Raw genomic sequence first — 15,565 nt, 5'->3', positions numbered from 1 at the left:
GGTTTCCGACGGTGGCCTGGTAGTCTTGTCCTCTGCGGCAGCCCTATGGCACTGACCAGCTGCCCCTGATCCAACGACGCTGGGCCTTCACTACCGGGCTCGCTCTCAAGAACTAGACGACTGACGAAGGAACTGACGCGTGGCCAACATTAAGTCGCAGGAAAAGCGCATCCTCACCAACGAGCGTGCCCGGTTGCGCAACCAGGCGACCCGGTCGTCCCTGCGTACGGCCATCCGCGGTTTCCGCGAGGCCATCGCCGGCGGCGACAAGGGCAAGGCGGGCGAGCTGCTCGTTTCGGCCAGCCGCAAGCTGGACAAGGCCGTCAGCAAGGGCGTCATCCACAAGAACCAGGCCGCCAACAAGAAGTCGGCGCTGGCTCTGGCTCTGAACAAGCTCTGACCTAAATCTCTGATCAACGCCGAGTGTGAGCGCTAACGCGCACACTCGGCGTTTTTCGTGCCCTGAGGCTCACACTCGGGGCATCACGTGCTCACCAGTTCGGCCACCTTGCGCACCGCCGATTCCAGGGCGTAGTCGGCATCGGCTGCCACCCCCTTCACATCGGCGTTGAGCGCGGCCACCACCCGTATCGCCTCGGCCACCGCGTCGCGCGACCACCGCCGTGCCTGTTTCTGTGCCTTCTCGATGCGCCAGGGCGGCATCCCCAGCTCGGAGGCGACCGTGTAAGCGTTCTGCTTGATGGGGCCCACCCGCGCGATGGTGTGCACGGCCTCGGCGAGCGCGTCGGCCAACAGCACGTGCGGCACGCCCCGCTGCATTGCCCAGCGCAGCGCTTCCGTCGAGCCGGCGACATCGCCCACTACCGCCTTGTCGGCGATATCGAATCCGGAAACCTCCGCACGGCCGGAGTGGTAGCGGCGCACTGCGGCCTCGTCGACATTGCCGTCGGTGTCCGATACCAATTGCGAACAGGCAGCTGCCAATTCACGAATGTCGGAACCGACGGCATCGATGACAATCGCGACGACGTCGACATCCACCTTCTGCCCAAGACGGCGAAATTCCTTGTGCACAAAATCCGCCCGCTCGGCGGCCTTGGCGATCCGCGCGCAGTTGTGCACCGCGGCGCCGAGATTCTGCAACGTGGCCACCAACGCCTTCGCCCGGCCACCACCCGAATGTTGCACGAGCAGAAAGGTTCCCGGCGGCAGGTCGGAGGCGGCCTGCTCGATGAGCGCCACCGCGTCCTTGCCCGCTTCGGCCGCGGCCTCGACGACGATGACCCGCTCGTCGGCGAACAGTGAGGGGCTGAGCAGCTCGGCCAGTTCGGCGACATCAATCTGACCCGCACGCAGCTTGTTGACCGGGATGTCCGCACTCGACTTGCCGCGGACCGCTTGGAGCACCGAGGTCACCGCCCGCTCGATCAGTAGTTCTTCGTCTCCCAGGATCAGGTGCAGCGCATCGGTCACCCGACGATCGTCCCATGCGGTGACGACAAGCCCCCTCGTCCGGCCGGGAGCAGTCTCGAATAGAGAAATCTAAGCTTTTTCTAAGAAATTAAGAGATTCATAAGGGTAGGGTGCATCGAGACGAAAGGATCAGCAGATGACACCTGAAGTGCAGGAACGCAGAGATCACGCGGTTGTGCTGGGCGCCGGGATCGCGGGGCTGGTCGCGGCGAGGGTGCTTTCAGAGACGTACGAATCGGTCACCGTCGTCGAGCGCGACGATGCACCGCGGGGCGCCACCCCGCGCAACGGCGTGCCACAGGGACAGCACTTTCATTCGTTCATGAGCTCCGGTTCACAAACCCTGGAGCGACTGTTCCCGGGAATTCTGGACGAGCTCGTCGACGGCGGAGCGACGGTCTGCGATGAGGGAGACCTCTCCCACATCCGGCTACGAATCGGACCGCGAGAGATGCTCAACCGGTGGGAGAAGTTCAGCGACCCCGAGACGTTCAAGCTCTATCTCGCGACGCGTCCCTTCCTGGAATTCCACATACGGCAACGTGTTCAATCCATAGGCAATGTCAGATTCCTGGACGGGCACGATGTCGTCGAGCCCATGACCGAGGAACATCGTGTCACCGGGGTTCGGGCGGCGCGGCGATCCACCGGCCTAGTGACGACGCTCATCTCGGACCTGGTGGTCGATGCCACCGGACGGAAACCGCGCACTCTCACATTCTTGGATCGACTCGGCTACGAACGACCATCGGAGATCCGGGTGACAGCGCCAGTGACATACGCCAGCCAACTCCTGCGCGTCCACGCCGACGTCGACGCCGATGCGGACAAGCTCGCGTTCATCAATTCGGCGCCTGGTTATCCGTACGGCGGAGGTATTGCCCGGTGTGAAAACAACACAATCATGATGACCCTCGGTGCGTTCGACATGGAAGAACCACCGACAAGTTTCACCGAAATGGTACTATTTGCAGAACAATTCGTGCCTAGCGGAATGCTGGGCACCGTCCGGTCGGCGATCCCGATCAGCGACGTCCACACCTTCCGGTACCGCGAAGCCGTGTGGCGACGCTATGACCAGATGCCGCAATTCCCGGAGGGCCTCCTGGTTATCGGCGACGCGATCTGCAGCCTGGACCCCATCAAGGGCCAGGGAATGACGATGGCCATCTTCGAAGCCATCACGCTGCGGGACTGCCTCATGGAAGGCGACGCTGACCTCGCCCGCCGATACTTCGGTGCCGTCGCCACCCGCGTCAACTCGGTGTGGCAACAAAACAAAATGACGGCCCCGCAGCATTCCGACCCACCCGCAGATGCCCCCGTCGCACAACGGGTCGGCTGGCGGCTATTGGCGTGGTGGACGGGCAAGGTACTGGACGCGGCGCGCGACGACATTCGTGTCACCGAGACGATTCTCCGCGTCAATCAATTACACGACTCGCCATCGCAGATGCAGCGGCCCGGGTTCCTGTGGCGGGTGGCCACACATCGTTGGCGACGGCCCCACACGCCCTCGAAAACGCCTTGTCGCCAACTCGCCGTTTCCGAGGCATAGTCCGAAGTGCCCGACTACGAGCGACAACCGCTACTGCGACCCGGCCATGAGGCCGTTGGGGCCTATCGTCTCGTCCACGAGCGTGTCAGCGCGCTCCTACGTGGCCGTTACGACGTTGCCGATGTACCGGTGGCCGCGTGTCCCGCCTGGACCGTGCGCCAAACGCTCGCTCATCTCACCGGCGTCGCGCAAGACATCGTGGCGCTCAACATGGAAGGAGGAGGCACCGCCTCCTGGACCCAGGCACAGTTAGATCGCCTCGGACACAACACCATCGACGAACTACTCGACCTATGGGCACAGACGCTCGACACGGTGATCGCGCGAGTCGGTCAAGACGGACTCCAGGGCCCCGCCGCCCAACTGGTCTTCGATGCCCTGACGCATGAACACGACATTCGCGGTGCACTCGCTGAACCAGGCGTACGTACAGAGGACCCGGTGTTCGCTGTCGCCATGGAATTCTTGATGACGAGGTATGACCAGATGGTTCGGCAAGGGGAACTTCCCACACTCAGGCTGACCACTCCCACAACCGGTTCGGTGCAGCTTGGCGACCACAACCTCGCAACGGATCGCGTCGTCCTCGCGGTGTCGGACTTTGAGGCGCTGCGCGCATTTGGCGGACGACGCAGTATGCGGCAACTGATGGTGCTTCCTTGGCTCGGGGATCCGACAAACCTATTGTCCGCCTTCGGGAACGACGCCATCCGACCGCCACAGCGCGATCTCGTCGAATAGCGCCGTTGTCGCTCACAGGCGGGCACCAGGCACAGTGCTCCGACGGTTGATCAGCCCGCCAACCTCGCGGACACAATCAACGCGAGGACACACAGCGCCCCACACCATGCCACCCCGCGGAACCACCGTCGACGCCACAGCAGCACCGAAACGCCAAGCGCCCCGGCTACCAACCCGAATCCGGCCGCACCCGAAGGCACCGGGATAGCTGTCGATCCCCCGGCGGACGAGTACTCAGCGACCCGCAGCAGCCACCACAGTTCCGGCCCGCAGAACCTCACGAACAGACCTGCGCCCGCCGGTGAGATCACGGCGAGCCCGGCGGCGGCGGTACCGAGGATGGTGATGGGCGCGATGACCAGTCCCGCCACGAGATTGGCGGCGACCGAGGCCACGCTGACACTTCCCGAGATTGCGGCGATCAGCGGCGCGGTCACCAGCTGAGCCGCGGCAGCGATGCATAACGCGTCCGCGAAAGGCTTGGGCCACCCTCGCGCGCACAGGCGGGCAGACCAGCGCGGAGCCAACACCACCAACGCCGCCGTAGCGGTCGCGGACAGCGCGAAACCGATGTCGACGGCAAGACCTGGGGAAACCGCGAGCAGCACCAAAACTGTTGCGGCCAATGCAGGAACTGCTTGCCTACGCCGAGAGGTCAATACTGCCAGCAGACCGATCGCTCCCATCACCGCGGCCCGGAGCACGCTCGGTGACGGTCTGACCAACATCACGAAGCCCACGAGAACCAGAGCCGCCAGCACCACCGCGACCCGCGGCCCAATCAGCCGCCCCAGCAGTAGCACCGTCCCGCACACGATGGACACGTTGGCTCCCGACACCGCCATCAGATGCGTAAGTCCCGATGTTCGGAACATCCCGATGGTGTCCGCATCTAGCGCACTGGTGTCCCCGAGAACGAGCGCGGGCAGCAGCGCAGCCTGCTCGGCAGGCAGTGCACTCCCGGCGACCTCGACAAATCGATCGCGAATACCGTTGGCTGTGTGATGGATTGACGAGTGTCCGAGAACCTGCGGGTCTCCGGTCGCCGTCAGCGTCGCGATGGTGAGGTCGCGGCGAGACGGTCGCGAAGCCGCCGCACGCAGTTGTACCGTGTCACCCACCGCGACCGCGCCGAGGAGCGAGGCAGACCCGAAGACCGTCACGGCGCCTGCACTCGGCCGCGCCGGTTCGCCCATCGAGACAAGATCGGCACGCACCATCGCTCGACCACCCATGATCGGGCGCGGGTCGTCGGCCACCCGCAGTTGCACCGTGACCACGTGTCCCATACGGGAGCGCAACGGATGATTCTGCACGCCCTCGTACCTCATCGCCGCGGCCACCGAGAATCCAACACCCGCGATGAATACCGCGAGTATCGCGGTGACCATAGTGTTGGTGAATCGTCGGCGAAATAGCTGCACCGCAAGTGTTCCGCACCCCAGCGCCGCGGCGGTCACATAGCCGAATGGCCACAGGATGCCGCCCGCGGTCGCCACCCACGCGGCGAGCGCGGCCGGTACCAAACGCAGATCGAGAAGAGAGTCATCCGATCCACGAAAGCTCACAGCACGACGAGTGCCCGCAGCTTGTCCAGCCGCGCGGGGCCGATTCCGTCCACTTCCGACAACTGGTCGATGTTGGTGAACTTCCCGTGCTCTGATCGCCACCGCACGATGGATGCCGCCATGACCGGCCCCACTCCGGGCAGACCGTCGAGCTCGGATTCTGTTGCTGTGTTGAGGTTTACCCGGACCGAGGCACCCGCCGCCTTGGCGCCGACGCTGCTCGCCGAGCCCTGTCCGGCAGCGACGATGGAGCTTGCCATTCCCACCGGCTGCCCGCGTGCCGGAGCCAGCCCGACCACTATTTGGTCACCATCAACAACCGGCCGCGCCATGTTCAGGCCGACGACATCGGCGCCGTCGGCCACTCCCCCGGCCGCCGTGACCGCGTCGGCCACCCGGGCGCCACCGGACAACGTGACGAGGCCGGGCTTCTTGACCAAGCCCACCACGCTGACAACCAGCGAGCTCGGCGCGGCCATGGAGCTGGACGAAGCCTGTTGCACCGGTGGCAGATTCGCACTCACCGGAGGCGGCGGCTGCCGCATGATGGTGAAGATGGTGACCAGCACCGCCAGTGCCCCGACCGCACCCAACGCAACCACGCCGGCACGACCGGGATCGGTGCGAACAGACTCAAGCCAGCCGCGGGCCCCGTCCGTCGTCAGGGCATCCGGGAGCCAGCGCAGCGACGAATCCGACTCCGAGCCCGCACCAGCCGCCGTCCCCGCGACATCTTCCTCATCGTCATCAACCGCACGCCCGGGCGGCGCGAGACGGCGGTGCAGCAGCTCGGAATCCATCTCTCGACGCTAGAAGGGAACGAACCATCCGACCAGCGGAAAAACATCAACTGTGGATAAGTGCAGATCTGTGGAGAACCGTCACTCCACGGGTTCGGCACACACCCCAACCGCGCCCGGCCCGACATGCACGGCCAGCACCGGCCCCATCTCCGAGATCACCGGATCATGGGCGGTGTTCAGCCGCGAGCGCACCAGCTCGTTCACCTTCTCGGCGGTCTCGGTGTTGTCGACATGGTGAATGGTCACCGATACCCGACGCTCACCCACGAATTCGACAATGTTGTCGACCATCGCCCCGATTGCCTTGGTGGCGGTACGAACCCGCTGCGCGAGAACAAGTTTGCCGTCCTCGTCGATCTGCAGGACCGGCTTGAGCGCCAACGCGGTACCCAGCCAGGACGAGGTGGCGCTAATCCGTCCGCTGCGCCGTAGGTGGTCCAGCTTGTGCACCACCATGACGCATCGACTGCGCCCCACCGCATCCCGCGCGGCCTGATAGGCCGCACTGAGATCGGCGCCAGCGACCGCCGCACTCGCGGCAGCCAGCGCGACAAAACCACTGCCCATCGCCGCCGACCGCGAGTCCACGACATGTATCCGATCGCCGCACTCGCGAGCCGCCTGCTCGGCGGCCTCGTACGTGCTCGACAACCTTCCGGACAGATGCACCGCGACCACTCCGTCGCCGCGGCTGTCGGCGAGGGCCTGCTGGTACACCTCGGTGAGCTCGGCCGGCGATGCGCCCGCCGTGGTGGCACGGCCCTTCTCGTACACCGAGGCGGGTATGGGGTCCACGCCATCACGCAGGTCTTGATCGCCGGTCAGCACATGCAGGGGCACCAGCCGGATGCCCAGCATCTCGACGTCTCGCGGTTGCAGTCGAGCCCCAGAATCCGTCACCACCACAACCGGCATGCAATCACCCGACCCTGAGCTCGGGCATCGCGGTCTGCAGTGCGTTGATCATCAACTCGGCAACGCGCTCATGCGCGACGAAGTTCCAGTGAATCCCATCCGGGTTTCCTCGGCCCGCGAAGATCTCCTCGCCGACGGCCTCCTTGAGATCCACGACAGGCATCTTGTGTTCGGACGCCCACGACTCGATCGCTGTCGCGGTGGCTTCCCTGCCCTGGTGTGCACAGCCGTATGACTCGGCAATGTGCACCGAAGGCAACGAGGCAATCATCGGCAGCCCTGGACGGTTGAAGTCGAGTGCGCCGCGGGTCTTTTCGAGGTACTCCACGGTGAGCTTGGGCGGCAGCGCATTAGGGGCAATCGGCGACAGCCGTGGTTGCAGCCAGCCGTAGCCGTCGCGGACCCAGCTTCGCAGCCTGGCTGGCCGAACTAGCCGGATCGATTCCCGCAACGCCGTCGGCAAAGGCGAAGGCAGTGAGTCCATGCCCGCAGTCGCGAAGATCACCGCTCCCGCGCTGGGGACCGCGGCCCACGCTCGCGGGTCCTGTATCGCGGCCCACCATACGTCGCGGCAGGTCCAGCCGATCCGTGCGATCAGCTCTACGTCCCAATCAAGTTTCTTGGCCACGAGATTGGGCCAGATGCGGGGGTCATCGGCGGGCAAGCCACCGGTCGGCCCGTAGTAGGACAGCGAGTCAGCGAAGACCAGCAGTGTCCGGCGCCGATCAGAGGACGTCATTGGTCACCTGCGCCGAGGCGTTCCACACGTCCAGACGCCACCGGATGTCCTCAAACCCAGCGCCGTCGGCCGAATGTCCACCCAGCTGCACCCAGCTCGCATTACCCATGCCACCAAGCACCGGCCAATTGCTCACATCCAATCGCAGCAGTGCCGCGGTGAGCGCCGCAATCAGCCCGCCGTGCGCCACCAGAACCACCGGATGGTCACGCTCATCGGTTCCCCATTCCTTGACCGCGTCAACGAGTTCGGCGACCAGGGGAATGCTGCGGTTGGCGACGTCGATGCGACTCTCTCCTCCGTGCGGCGCCAACGTCGCATCATCGCGCCACGCGGCCCGGGCGCCGGGAGCGACGGCATCGACCTCGTGATGCGTCAGGCCCTGCCAGTCGCCGAGATGTGTTTCCCGCAGTCGCTCATCGACAGACACCCCGACATGACAGCGGTCCGCCAACGCAGTCGCGGTGTCGTACGCGCGCTGTAGATCCGAGGAGACGATGACCAGCGGAAGCCGCTTGGCCAGTACCTCTGCGGCGGCAACCGCCTGTGCCCGACCCAGATCCGATAACCCGGTGTCCAGCTGTCCCTGCATACGACTGTCGGCGTTGAAAGTCGTCTGACCGTGCCGCAGCAGCACCAACCGGCGGATCATGCGCCGTCCTCGCCGTGCGGCTCCAAATCGACCGGGATAGTCGGGCAGTCACGCCAAAGCCGTTCCAGCGCATAGTAGTTTCGCTCATCTTCGTGCTGCACATGCACGACGACATCCACATAATCCAGCAGCGTCCAGCGTCCCTCGCGACCACCTTCGCGGCGGACGGGTTTGTGGCCGGCCTCCCGGAGCTTTTCTTCGACCTCGTCGACGATCGCGTTCACCTGACGTTCGTTAGCAGCCGAGGCGATAACGAAGCAGTCGGTGATGACCAACTGCTCGGACACGTCGATGACGACAACGTCGGTGGCAAGCTTGGACGCGGCGGCCTGCGCGGCGCGTGTCGCCAACTCGACGGCATCTGCGGTAGCGGTCATGCTAGGCCTCCTCGGGCTCGTGGGATATCGCTGTATAGCTGGTGTTTGGCGACATACTGCACGACGCCATCGGGCACCAGGTACCAGATGGGCCGGCCCTGTCCCGCCCGGACCCGGCATTCGGTCGACGATATGGCGAGCGCCGGCACCTCGACGAGGGTGAGCCCGTCGGGCGGTAGCTCGGCGTGCGCGATGTGATCGGAACTCAGTTCGTATCCGGGTCGGCTGACCCCTATGAACTTGGCCAAGGTGAACAGCTGCTCCCAGTTCTCCCACGACAGGATCGATGCCAGCGCGTCCGCGCCGGTGATGAAGTACAAGTCGGCATCGGGATGCGCGTCTCGCAGGTCGGTGAGCGTATCGGCGGTGTAGGTCGGACCCTCGCGGTCGATATCTGCCCGACTGACGGTGAAGCGGGGATTGGACGCCGTCGCGATGACGGTCATCAGATACCGGTGCTCGGCCGCGCTGACCTTCCGCCCCTGCTTCTGCCACGGCTGACCCGTCGGAACGAATATCACCTCGTCGAGCCCGAACCGGTCGGCGACCTCGCTGGCGGCAACCAAGTGACCGTTATGGATGGGGTCGAACGTCCCGCCCATGACGCCGAGCCGTCGTCGATCAGATTGCACGAATTGCCAGCTTACTGGAGTGATGAGCACCCGCCGGAGTCGGTTTCCCACACCGGCGGTGGCGGGACATCCCGACAGGCTCCGCCACGAGAAGGTGCTGAAGACGCCCACCGTCCACATTTCGTCGACAGCAGTCTATTTGCCACAGCTAGCGAACGGAGCAGCAGGACCACTCCATCCAACAACACGGAGACGATGGCTCTCAACGAAGAATGGCTAACTTTTGGCGCTTTCAACGGGAAGCTCAAACCAGACCATACACACATCGACACCCGTCGGGTTGAACCCTCTAAAACAGTAGCCAGTATCAAGATCGTTGCAGTTCATTGATCTGTTTAAGTTTTCTACACTTGACGATCAACCACGGCGCACGTAACCTTGGATCCAAGCAGAGGGGATGATTCCAAATTTGTCGCAAATCTGATGACTGAGACGACGTTCAGCGGAAGCCCGGCGCAGATCCCCTGATTCGGCGGTGCATTTCGAAATTGCGGAAGCGTACTAATGCACCCAGTTTCCACAGAGAGGGCACGAACATGACGCCGAGGTGGATGACGCCGCAGCACGTTCCATCCAAGCTGCGAGTCACACTCGCAGCTATCTCCATGGTGGCCATCGCCGGCGCAACAACCCAAGTCACGTCCGGTCTCGGACTCTCGCCCAACGGTCTCGTTACGATGCAGACCGCCGCAGCAGACCCCACGGGCCCCACGGGCGGGCCGAGTGGACCGAACGGCAATGGTTCGGAGTTCCAGCCTCCATCGATTCCATCAATGCCGAACTACGACACCGGTCGCGGCTATCCGGCTCCCGACCAAAGCAATGGCGTAAGCATCTACAACACACCCGGCCAATCCGCTCCCGATCAGGGCGGTCACGGCTCGGGGAACGCGTCGCAACCCCAGCCATGGGATCGCGCCGCCAATGGCGAACAAACGCCCGCGGACCGTCAGCCACTGCCGTATTCGCAGGCACCCAGCCAACCGAATCCGGAGTACCGGCCGCCTGCGCAACAACCGCCCCAAGCCCAGCCGGGGAATCCGCAGCAAGGTCATCCGAGCCCACAGCAGCAGGATTCGGCGCCGCACGACCCGTCCGAAAGCGACCCGCAACGAGAACCAGACGACAACGCCGACTACATCAGGGAGAACGGTAAAGACAACACACCCGAACAGTGCAAGCAGGGTTTCGCAGAACTCGCTGCAGGTCAGCCGCTATCTGATTTCGAGATGCTTTACACGCTCGGCTCTGATCATGTTCAGAAAATCACCATGGGAATCCTGCAGTCCAATGTGCTTGTGTACCAATCCACCTTGAACGGTATCCCGGCAGATGCTTTGAGCGACGCGATAAGCCAATGGAACGGGGCACTCAGCGGCGCGCGAATCTCTCCGAAGACCAATGCGAATGGCAGTAGCCCGATTATGACGATTCGCGGCGAAAAGCAGGGCAACAATGGCATCACAGCAAGCGTTTCCAGGGACCCTGTTGCCCCCGAACTCATAATCAATGAGTCATACTTTTCCCAGTTCTCCGATGCTGAACAGAAGTCGAAGCTGACACAGACGTTCCTGCACGAACTGGGCCATGCACTGGGCCTGGCACACTCCTGCCCAGGCACCGTGATGCATAACGCTCAAGACAGTTTGGCAAACTACTCGCTGAGTACGATGGACGTCACAGTTGCCAACAGGTTGTGGCCAAAACCGGGCCCATTGGCTACCAAATAGTTCGAGAAGCAATCCGAGGAGAGATCAGAATGCGCGATTCGCTTCAGCGAAAATGGCTGCTGTACACCGCAATTGCAATACCCTTGTGCTTGCTGCTGATTGGGGGCGTTTACCTGCTGCAGCGAAACGCGACGGAAGTTCAGTCGGGACAACCGCATGGGGATACGACCGGACCTATCGAACAACCCCTACCCGTACTCACAGATCGACAGGGCTGCACGATGGAGACGTATCCAAGCTTCGACCTCAACGACTGGAAGACAGTCGCTGCAAATTCTGGATTCATCGCCGAAATATCGATCACTAAGAATCGTGGATCGGGCGAGCCAGCGCCATACAAGTCCACTGTTTTTGATGCGTCCGTGTCCAAGAACATCAAGGGACAACTGCCGCCCAGCGTCAGTTTCGCACAGCTGGGCACAGCTGAATGCGAAGCGCAAGGCAGACCGCTGTTGCGCGAAGGACGTCGCTACCTCGCTGCCTTGAACAGCAACACAGATGTACCCGTGATGAGCCTGGTTTCCAGCGTCGAACTGTCAACCGCTGATGCGGATGCATTGGAGCGCGGAGCACCCGTAAGCCCGTCCATCGAGACAATCCTTCGGTCGATCTCGGGGTGATCCGCACTCGCCGCGCTAGACGGGCAGCAGGTTGTCGATCACCTCGGCCAGCTGCTTAGCCGACCGGCATTCATGCATGGCGATGGCGTCCTGGTAGCGCGTCGCCGCCGAATCACCGGTTCCCCAGTGGTTCTTGGGCTCAGGGTTCAGCCAATACGCGTGACGGCTGGAGGACACCATGGATTGCAGGGTTTCGAGCGCGGGACTCCGATAGTTGGTACGCGCATCACCCAGGATGAGCAGCGCGCTACGCGGGGACAGCACCGTCGGAAACTTCTCGACGAACGTCTTGAAGGCATGCCCGTAGTCGCTGTGCCCGTCACCGGTGAACACCTGCGCCTCCCGGGTGATTCGCACGATGGCCTCGGCCAAATCACAGTCAGGACCGAATAGGTGCGTCACCTCGTCCGTGGTGTCGATGAACGCGAAGACGCGCACCCGCGAAAACTGCTGACGCAGCGCGTGCACCAACAGCAGGGTGAAATGCGAGAACCCGGCCACCGATCCCGACACGTCGCACAGCACGACCAGCTCGGGGCGCGCCGGGCGCGGCTTCTTCTGCACGACGTCGATGGGCACACCGCCGGTGGACATCGACTTGCGCAGGGTGCGGCGCAGATCTATCTGGCCGGTGTGCGCCCGTCGGCGCCGGGCCGCCAAACGGCTGGCCAGCGTCCGTGCCAGCGGCTGGACAACGCGACGCATGTTGCGCAGTTGCTCCCCCGAGGCGCGCAGGAACTCCACGTTCTCGGCGAGCTGCGGCACCCCGTAGGCGGTGACGCGTTCGCGCCCCAACTGCTCGGCGGTGCGCCGTTTGGTCTCGGCCTCCACGAGCTGCCGCACCTTCGAGATACGTTGTTTGGCAACCGATTTCGCAACCGCCTGGTCTGTGGGCGACGCGTCATCACCGCTGCCCAGCAAGCCCAACAGCAGCTTGGCCTCGATCTGATCCAGGGACAGCGACTTCATCGCCTGATAGGCCGAGTACGAGGTCCCCCGCGTCGATTTGTACTTCCCGTATGCCTCCACGATCTGGGCGATCAGGGAGTTCAGGGGCAGATCACCGGCATCGGCGGCGAGCAGGTCCACCAGCTGATCGCGTACCTGCTCAATATCATCGATATTGATGCCGTCTTCAGCATCGACCTCCACGAATCGCGCCCCGAGCGCGGGCGGGAACCATAGATCGAACAGCACATCGAAGGTGGGTCGGTGATCGGCGCGGCGCAGTACCGCGCAGGCCAGGCCTTCTCGGAGTTCGGTGCGGCTTTGCAGCCCCAGCACGGTCATCACCCGGCCGGCGTCCACCGTCTCCGACGGACCTACCGAGATGCCTTGTTCGCGTAGTGCTTCCACGAAACCCACCAGGTGACCCGGCAGTCCAAACGGCGCCAGGGGCAGCACCGCCTTGGGCGCCTTACGCGGGGGCATCAGCAGAACCTCATCAGTTCAGCCTCAGCTCGCCTGCGGCACGCTGCTGATCGGAGTGGTGTTTGAGGATCACGCCGAGTGTCGATGCGATGACGGCGTCATCGAGGGTGTCCAGTCCGAGCGCCAGAATGGTGCGTCCCCAGTCGATGGTCTCGGCCACCGAGGGGACCTTCTTGAGCTGCATGTTGCGCAGCACACCGATGATGCGCACCAGCTCCTCGGCCAACGCGGCGGGCAGCTCCGGCACCCGCTTCAGCAGGATGCGGCGTTCCAGATCGGCGTCGGGGAAATCGATATGCAGGAACAGGCAGCGGCGCTTGAGCGCCTCCGACAGCTCACGGGTGGCATTGGAGGTCAACAGCACGAACGGCTTTCGGGTAGCCGCGATGGTGCCCAGCTCCGGGATGGTGACCGCGAAATCGCTGAGCACCTCAAGCAGCAGACCCTCGATCTCGATATCGGCCTTGTCGGTTTCATCGATGAGGAGCACCGTGGGGTCCTCGCGCCGGATAGCGGTGAGCAGCGGGCGCGACAGCAGGAATTCCTCGGCGAAGACGTCCGTCTTGGTCTCGTCCCAGTCTGCGTCTTTATCGGAACCGGCCTGGATACGCAGGATCTGCTTGGCGTGGTTCCACTCGTACAGTGCGCGCGCCTCGTCCACACCCTCGTAGCACTGCAGCCGCACCAGTTCCGAGCCGGTGGTTTGCGCTACTGCCCTTGCCAATTCGGTCTTGCCGACGCCCGCCGGGCCCTCCACCAACAGCGGCTTGCCCAGCCGGTCGGCCAGGAATACCGCCGTCGCGGTGGCGGTGTCGGCAAGATATCCGGTCTCGGCGAGCCGCGCGATGACGTCGTCGATGCTCGTGAACAGCGGTGCGGTCCGGGTTCGGTCGGACGCCGGTGAGCCGCTTGCGCGAAGAGGATCAGACACAGTTCTCCAGGTGTTAGGCGGGACGGATCTGACCGTCGCCGAGGACGATCCACTTAGTGGTGGTCAATTCGGACAGCCCCATGGGGCCGCGGGCATGCAGCTTCTGGGTGGAGATGCCAATCTCGGCACCAAACCCGAACTGTTCGCCGTCTGTGAACGCCGTGGAGGCGTTGACCATGACCGCCGCACTGTCGACCCGATCGGTGAACTCTTGGGCCGCACCGAGATTCGCAGTGACGATGGCATCGGTGTGTCCGCTGGAGTACTGCTCGATGTGGCGTATCGCGGCATCGAGGTCGTCAACAACGGCCACCGCGATGTCCAGAGACAGATACTCGGTGCCGAAGTCCTCCTCGGTCACCGGAACAATCGCCGATAGGCCTGCTTCCAACGCTCTTCGCGCAAGCGGCTCATCGCCATGCACGGTCACTCCCGCCGCCTGCAGGGCACCGATAAGACGAGCGCTCCCTGCGTCACCCAGGGCCCGGTCCACCAGCAGCGTTTCGGCGGCATTGCACACACTGGGCCGACGCGTCTTGGAGTTCAACAGGATCCGCTCGGCCAGATCGAGGTCGGCGTCGGCATGTACATACACGTGACAGTTGCCGACCCCGGTTTCGATGGTGGGCACCTGCGCGTCGCGGACCACGGCATCGATCAAGCCGGCACCGCCGCGCGGAATAACCACATCGACCAGACCACGCGCCTGGATGAGATGAGTGACCGTCACTCTGTCCCGACTGTCCAGCAGCTGGACCGTGTCGGAGGGCAGCCCCCTGGCGGCCAACGATGCGCGCAGCACCCGCACGAGTTCGGCGTTGGAGGTTGCGGCCGATGAGCTACCGCGCAGCAGCACCGCGTTGCCCGACTTGAGGGTCAACCCGAAAGCGTCGACCGTGACATTCGGTCGCCCCTCGTACACCATGCCGACAACGCCGAGCGGCACCCGGAGCTGCCGCAGCCGCAATCCGTTGGGCCGCGTGGAACCACGCAGTATCTCGCCGACCGGGTCGGGCAGGCCGGCGACCTGGCGTAACCCGTCAGCGATACCGCTGATTCTCCCGGCATCGAGTGCCAGGCGGTCGAGCATGGCCTCACCGATACCGGCGGCCCGTGCTCGCTGCAGGTCATCGGCATTGGCCGCGATGATGGAATCGGTGGCGGCGGCGATGGCATCGGCGGCGGCAAGCAGCGCGGCGTTCTTCGTGTCGGTGGTCAACCGAGCCAGGTCACGGGCTGCAATCCGGGCCCGCCGGGCGGCCGCATGAACGTCGGCGCGCAGCTCGGATGTCGCCGACCCCGCAGCTCCAGGGTCTGCCATGGCTCCGGGACTGGATGTCACCGGCCCTGCGGCCCCGTGAGCCAACTCGTTGGTTGAAACGCTCATCGTGTCAGGGTATCCGGGTGCCCGAAATGTAGCTGCGCCAGGACTAA

General features: G+C 64.0%; 16 protein-coding genes. 5 read left to right on the top strand and 11 right to left on the bottom strand.

What is annotated here, in order from left to right; all coding sequences use genetic code 11:
- Positions 1 to 139 precede the first annotated feature (139 nt).
- On the top strand, positions 140 to 400 hold the full coding sequence (gene rpsT, locus FZI91_RS11705) for a 30S ribosomal protein S20 (RefSeq protein ID WP_162525616.1): 261 nt from the start codon (positions 140 to 142) through the stop codon (positions 398 to 400).
- A gap of 83 nt (positions 401 to 483) precedes the next feature.
- Here the strand turns inward: rpsT and holA are convergent, their stop codons facing one another.
- Positions 484 to 1,434: a DNA polymerase III subunit delta gene (gene holA / locus FZI91_RS11700; protein WP_162525617.1), complete on the bottom strand. Its 951-nt coding sequence runs from the start codon at positions 1,432 to 1,434 to the stop codon at positions 484 to 486.
- A gap of 136 nt (positions 1,435 to 1,570) precedes the next feature.
- Between holA and FZI91_RS11695 the strand changes: the two genes are divergently transcribed.
- A complete protein-coding gene (locus tag FZI91_RS11695) occupies positions 1,571 to 2,992 on the top strand; it encodes an NAD(P)/FAD-dependent oxidoreductase (protein WP_155939197.1) in 1,422 nt (473 codons plus the stop codon).
- Positions 2,993 to 2,998: 6 nt separating this feature from the next.
- Positions 2,999 to 3,733 carry a maleylpyruvate isomerase N-terminal domain-containing protein gene (locus tag FZI91_RS11690; protein WP_155939196.1) on the top strand — a complete coding sequence of 245 codons (735 nt, stop codon included), beginning with the start codon at positions 2,999 to 3,001 and terminating at the stop codon, positions 3,731 to 3,733.
- 50 nt (positions 3,734 to 3,783) lie between these two features.
- Here the strand turns inward: FZI91_RS11690 and FZI91_RS11685 are convergent, their stop codons facing one another.
- The 7 genes from FZI91_RS11685 to nadD all read right to left on the bottom strand — a co-directional run bounded on the left by FZI91_RS11685 (position 3,784) and on the right by nadD (position 9,389).
- On the bottom strand, positions 3,784 to 5,301 hold the full coding sequence (locus FZI91_RS11685; protein ID WP_162525618.1) for a ComEC/Rec2 family competence protein: 1,518 nt from the start codon (positions 5,299 to 5,301) through the stop codon (positions 3,784 to 3,786).
- Positions 5,298 to 6,101, bottom strand: coding sequence for a helix-hairpin-helix domain-containing protein (locus tag FZI91_RS11680; protein WP_155939195.1), 804 nt, complete (start codon positions 6,099 to 6,101; stop codon positions 5,298 to 5,300). Before FZI91_RS11680 ends, FZI91_RS11685 begins: the two co-directional genes overlap by 4 nt.
- Positions 6,102 to 6,182: 81 nt before the next feature.
- Positions 6,183 to 7,019, bottom strand: a complete 837-nt coding sequence (locus FZI91_RS11675; protein WP_155939194.1) for a DegV family protein — start codon at positions 7,017 to 7,019, stop codon at positions 6,183 to 6,185.
- A 4-nt stretch (positions 7,020 to 7,023) separates the two neighbouring features.
- On the bottom strand, positions 7,024 to 7,758 hold the full coding sequence (octT, locus tag FZI91_RS11670) for a diglucosylglycerate octanoyltransferase (protein ID WP_155939193.1): 735 nt from the start codon (positions 7,756 to 7,758) through the stop codon (positions 7,024 to 7,026).
- Positions 7,745 to 8,410 carry a glucosyl-3-phosphoglycerate phosphatase gene (gpgP, locus tag FZI91_RS11665; protein ID WP_155939192.1) on the bottom strand — a complete coding sequence of 222 codons (666 nt, stop codon included), beginning with the start codon at positions 8,408 to 8,410 and terminating at the stop codon, positions 7,745 to 7,747. Before gpgP ends, octT begins: the two co-directional genes overlap by 14 nt.
- Positions 8,407 to 8,787: a ribosome silencing factor gene (rsfS, locus tag FZI91_RS11660; RefSeq protein WP_155939191.1), complete on the bottom strand. Its 381-nt coding sequence runs from the start codon at positions 8,785 to 8,787 to the stop codon at positions 8,407 to 8,409. The genes gpgP and rsfS overlap by 4 nt, the downstream gene beginning before the upstream one ends.
- Entirely contained in the window at positions 8,784 to 9,389 is a 606-nt protein-coding gene (gene nadD / locus FZI91_RS11655) for a nicotinate-nucleotide adenylyltransferase (RefSeq protein ID WP_155939501.1), read from the bottom strand. Before nadD ends, rsfS begins: the two co-directional genes overlap by 4 nt.
- Positions 9,390 to 10,024: 635 nt before the next feature.
- Here nadD and FZI91_RS11650 point away from each other — a divergent pair.
- Both FZI91_RS11650 and FZI91_RS11645 read left to right on the top strand, forming a co-directional pair.
- The gene (locus FZI91_RS11650; protein ID WP_155939190.1) at positions 10,025 to 11,149 is read left to right on the top strand and encodes a matrixin family metalloprotease; all 1,125 of its coding nucleotides are present in this window, start codon (positions 10,025 to 10,027) and stop codon (positions 11,147 to 11,149) included.
- A 29-nt stretch (positions 11,150 to 11,178) separates the two neighbouring features.
- Positions 11,179 to 11,769, top strand: coding sequence for a hypothetical protein (locus FZI91_RS11645; protein WP_155939189.1), 591 nt, complete (start codon positions 11,179 to 11,181; stop codon positions 11,767 to 11,769).
- A gap of 15 nt (positions 11,770 to 11,784) precedes the next feature.
- Here FZI91_RS11645 and FZI91_RS11640 read toward each other — a convergent pair whose 3' ends face one another.
- Genes FZI91_RS11640 through FZI91_RS11630 form a run of 3 tightly spaced genes read right to left on the bottom strand, consistent with a single transcriptional unit; the run spans position 11,785 to position 15,518 of the window.
- A complete protein-coding gene (locus FZI91_RS11640; protein ID WP_155939188.1) occupies positions 11,785 to 13,200 on the bottom strand; it encodes a VWA domain-containing protein in 1,416 nt (471 codons plus the stop codon).
- Positions 13,201 to 13,213: 13 nt separating this feature from the next.
- On the bottom strand, positions 13,214 to 14,131 hold the full coding sequence (locus FZI91_RS11635; RefSeq protein WP_162525620.1) for a MoxR family ATPase: 918 nt from the start codon (positions 14,129 to 14,131) through the stop codon (positions 13,214 to 13,216).
- Positions 14,132 to 14,144: 13 nt separating this feature from the next.
- Positions 14,145 to 15,518, bottom strand: coding sequence for a glutamate-5-semialdehyde dehydrogenase (locus tag FZI91_RS11630; RefSeq protein ID WP_155939187.1), 1,374 nt, complete (start codon positions 15,516 to 15,518; stop codon positions 14,145 to 14,147).
- Positions 15,519 to 15,565: the final 47 nt, after the last annotated feature.

This window comes from Mycobacteroides sp. CBMA 271 (assembly GCF_009729205.1).
Lineage (GTDB): Bacteria > Actinomycetota > Actinomycetes > Mycobacteriales > Mycobacteriaceae > Mycobacterium.
The sequence above is the reverse complement of the archived record's forward strand: the minus strand, read 5'-3'. Positions and strand labels throughout refer to the sequence as shown.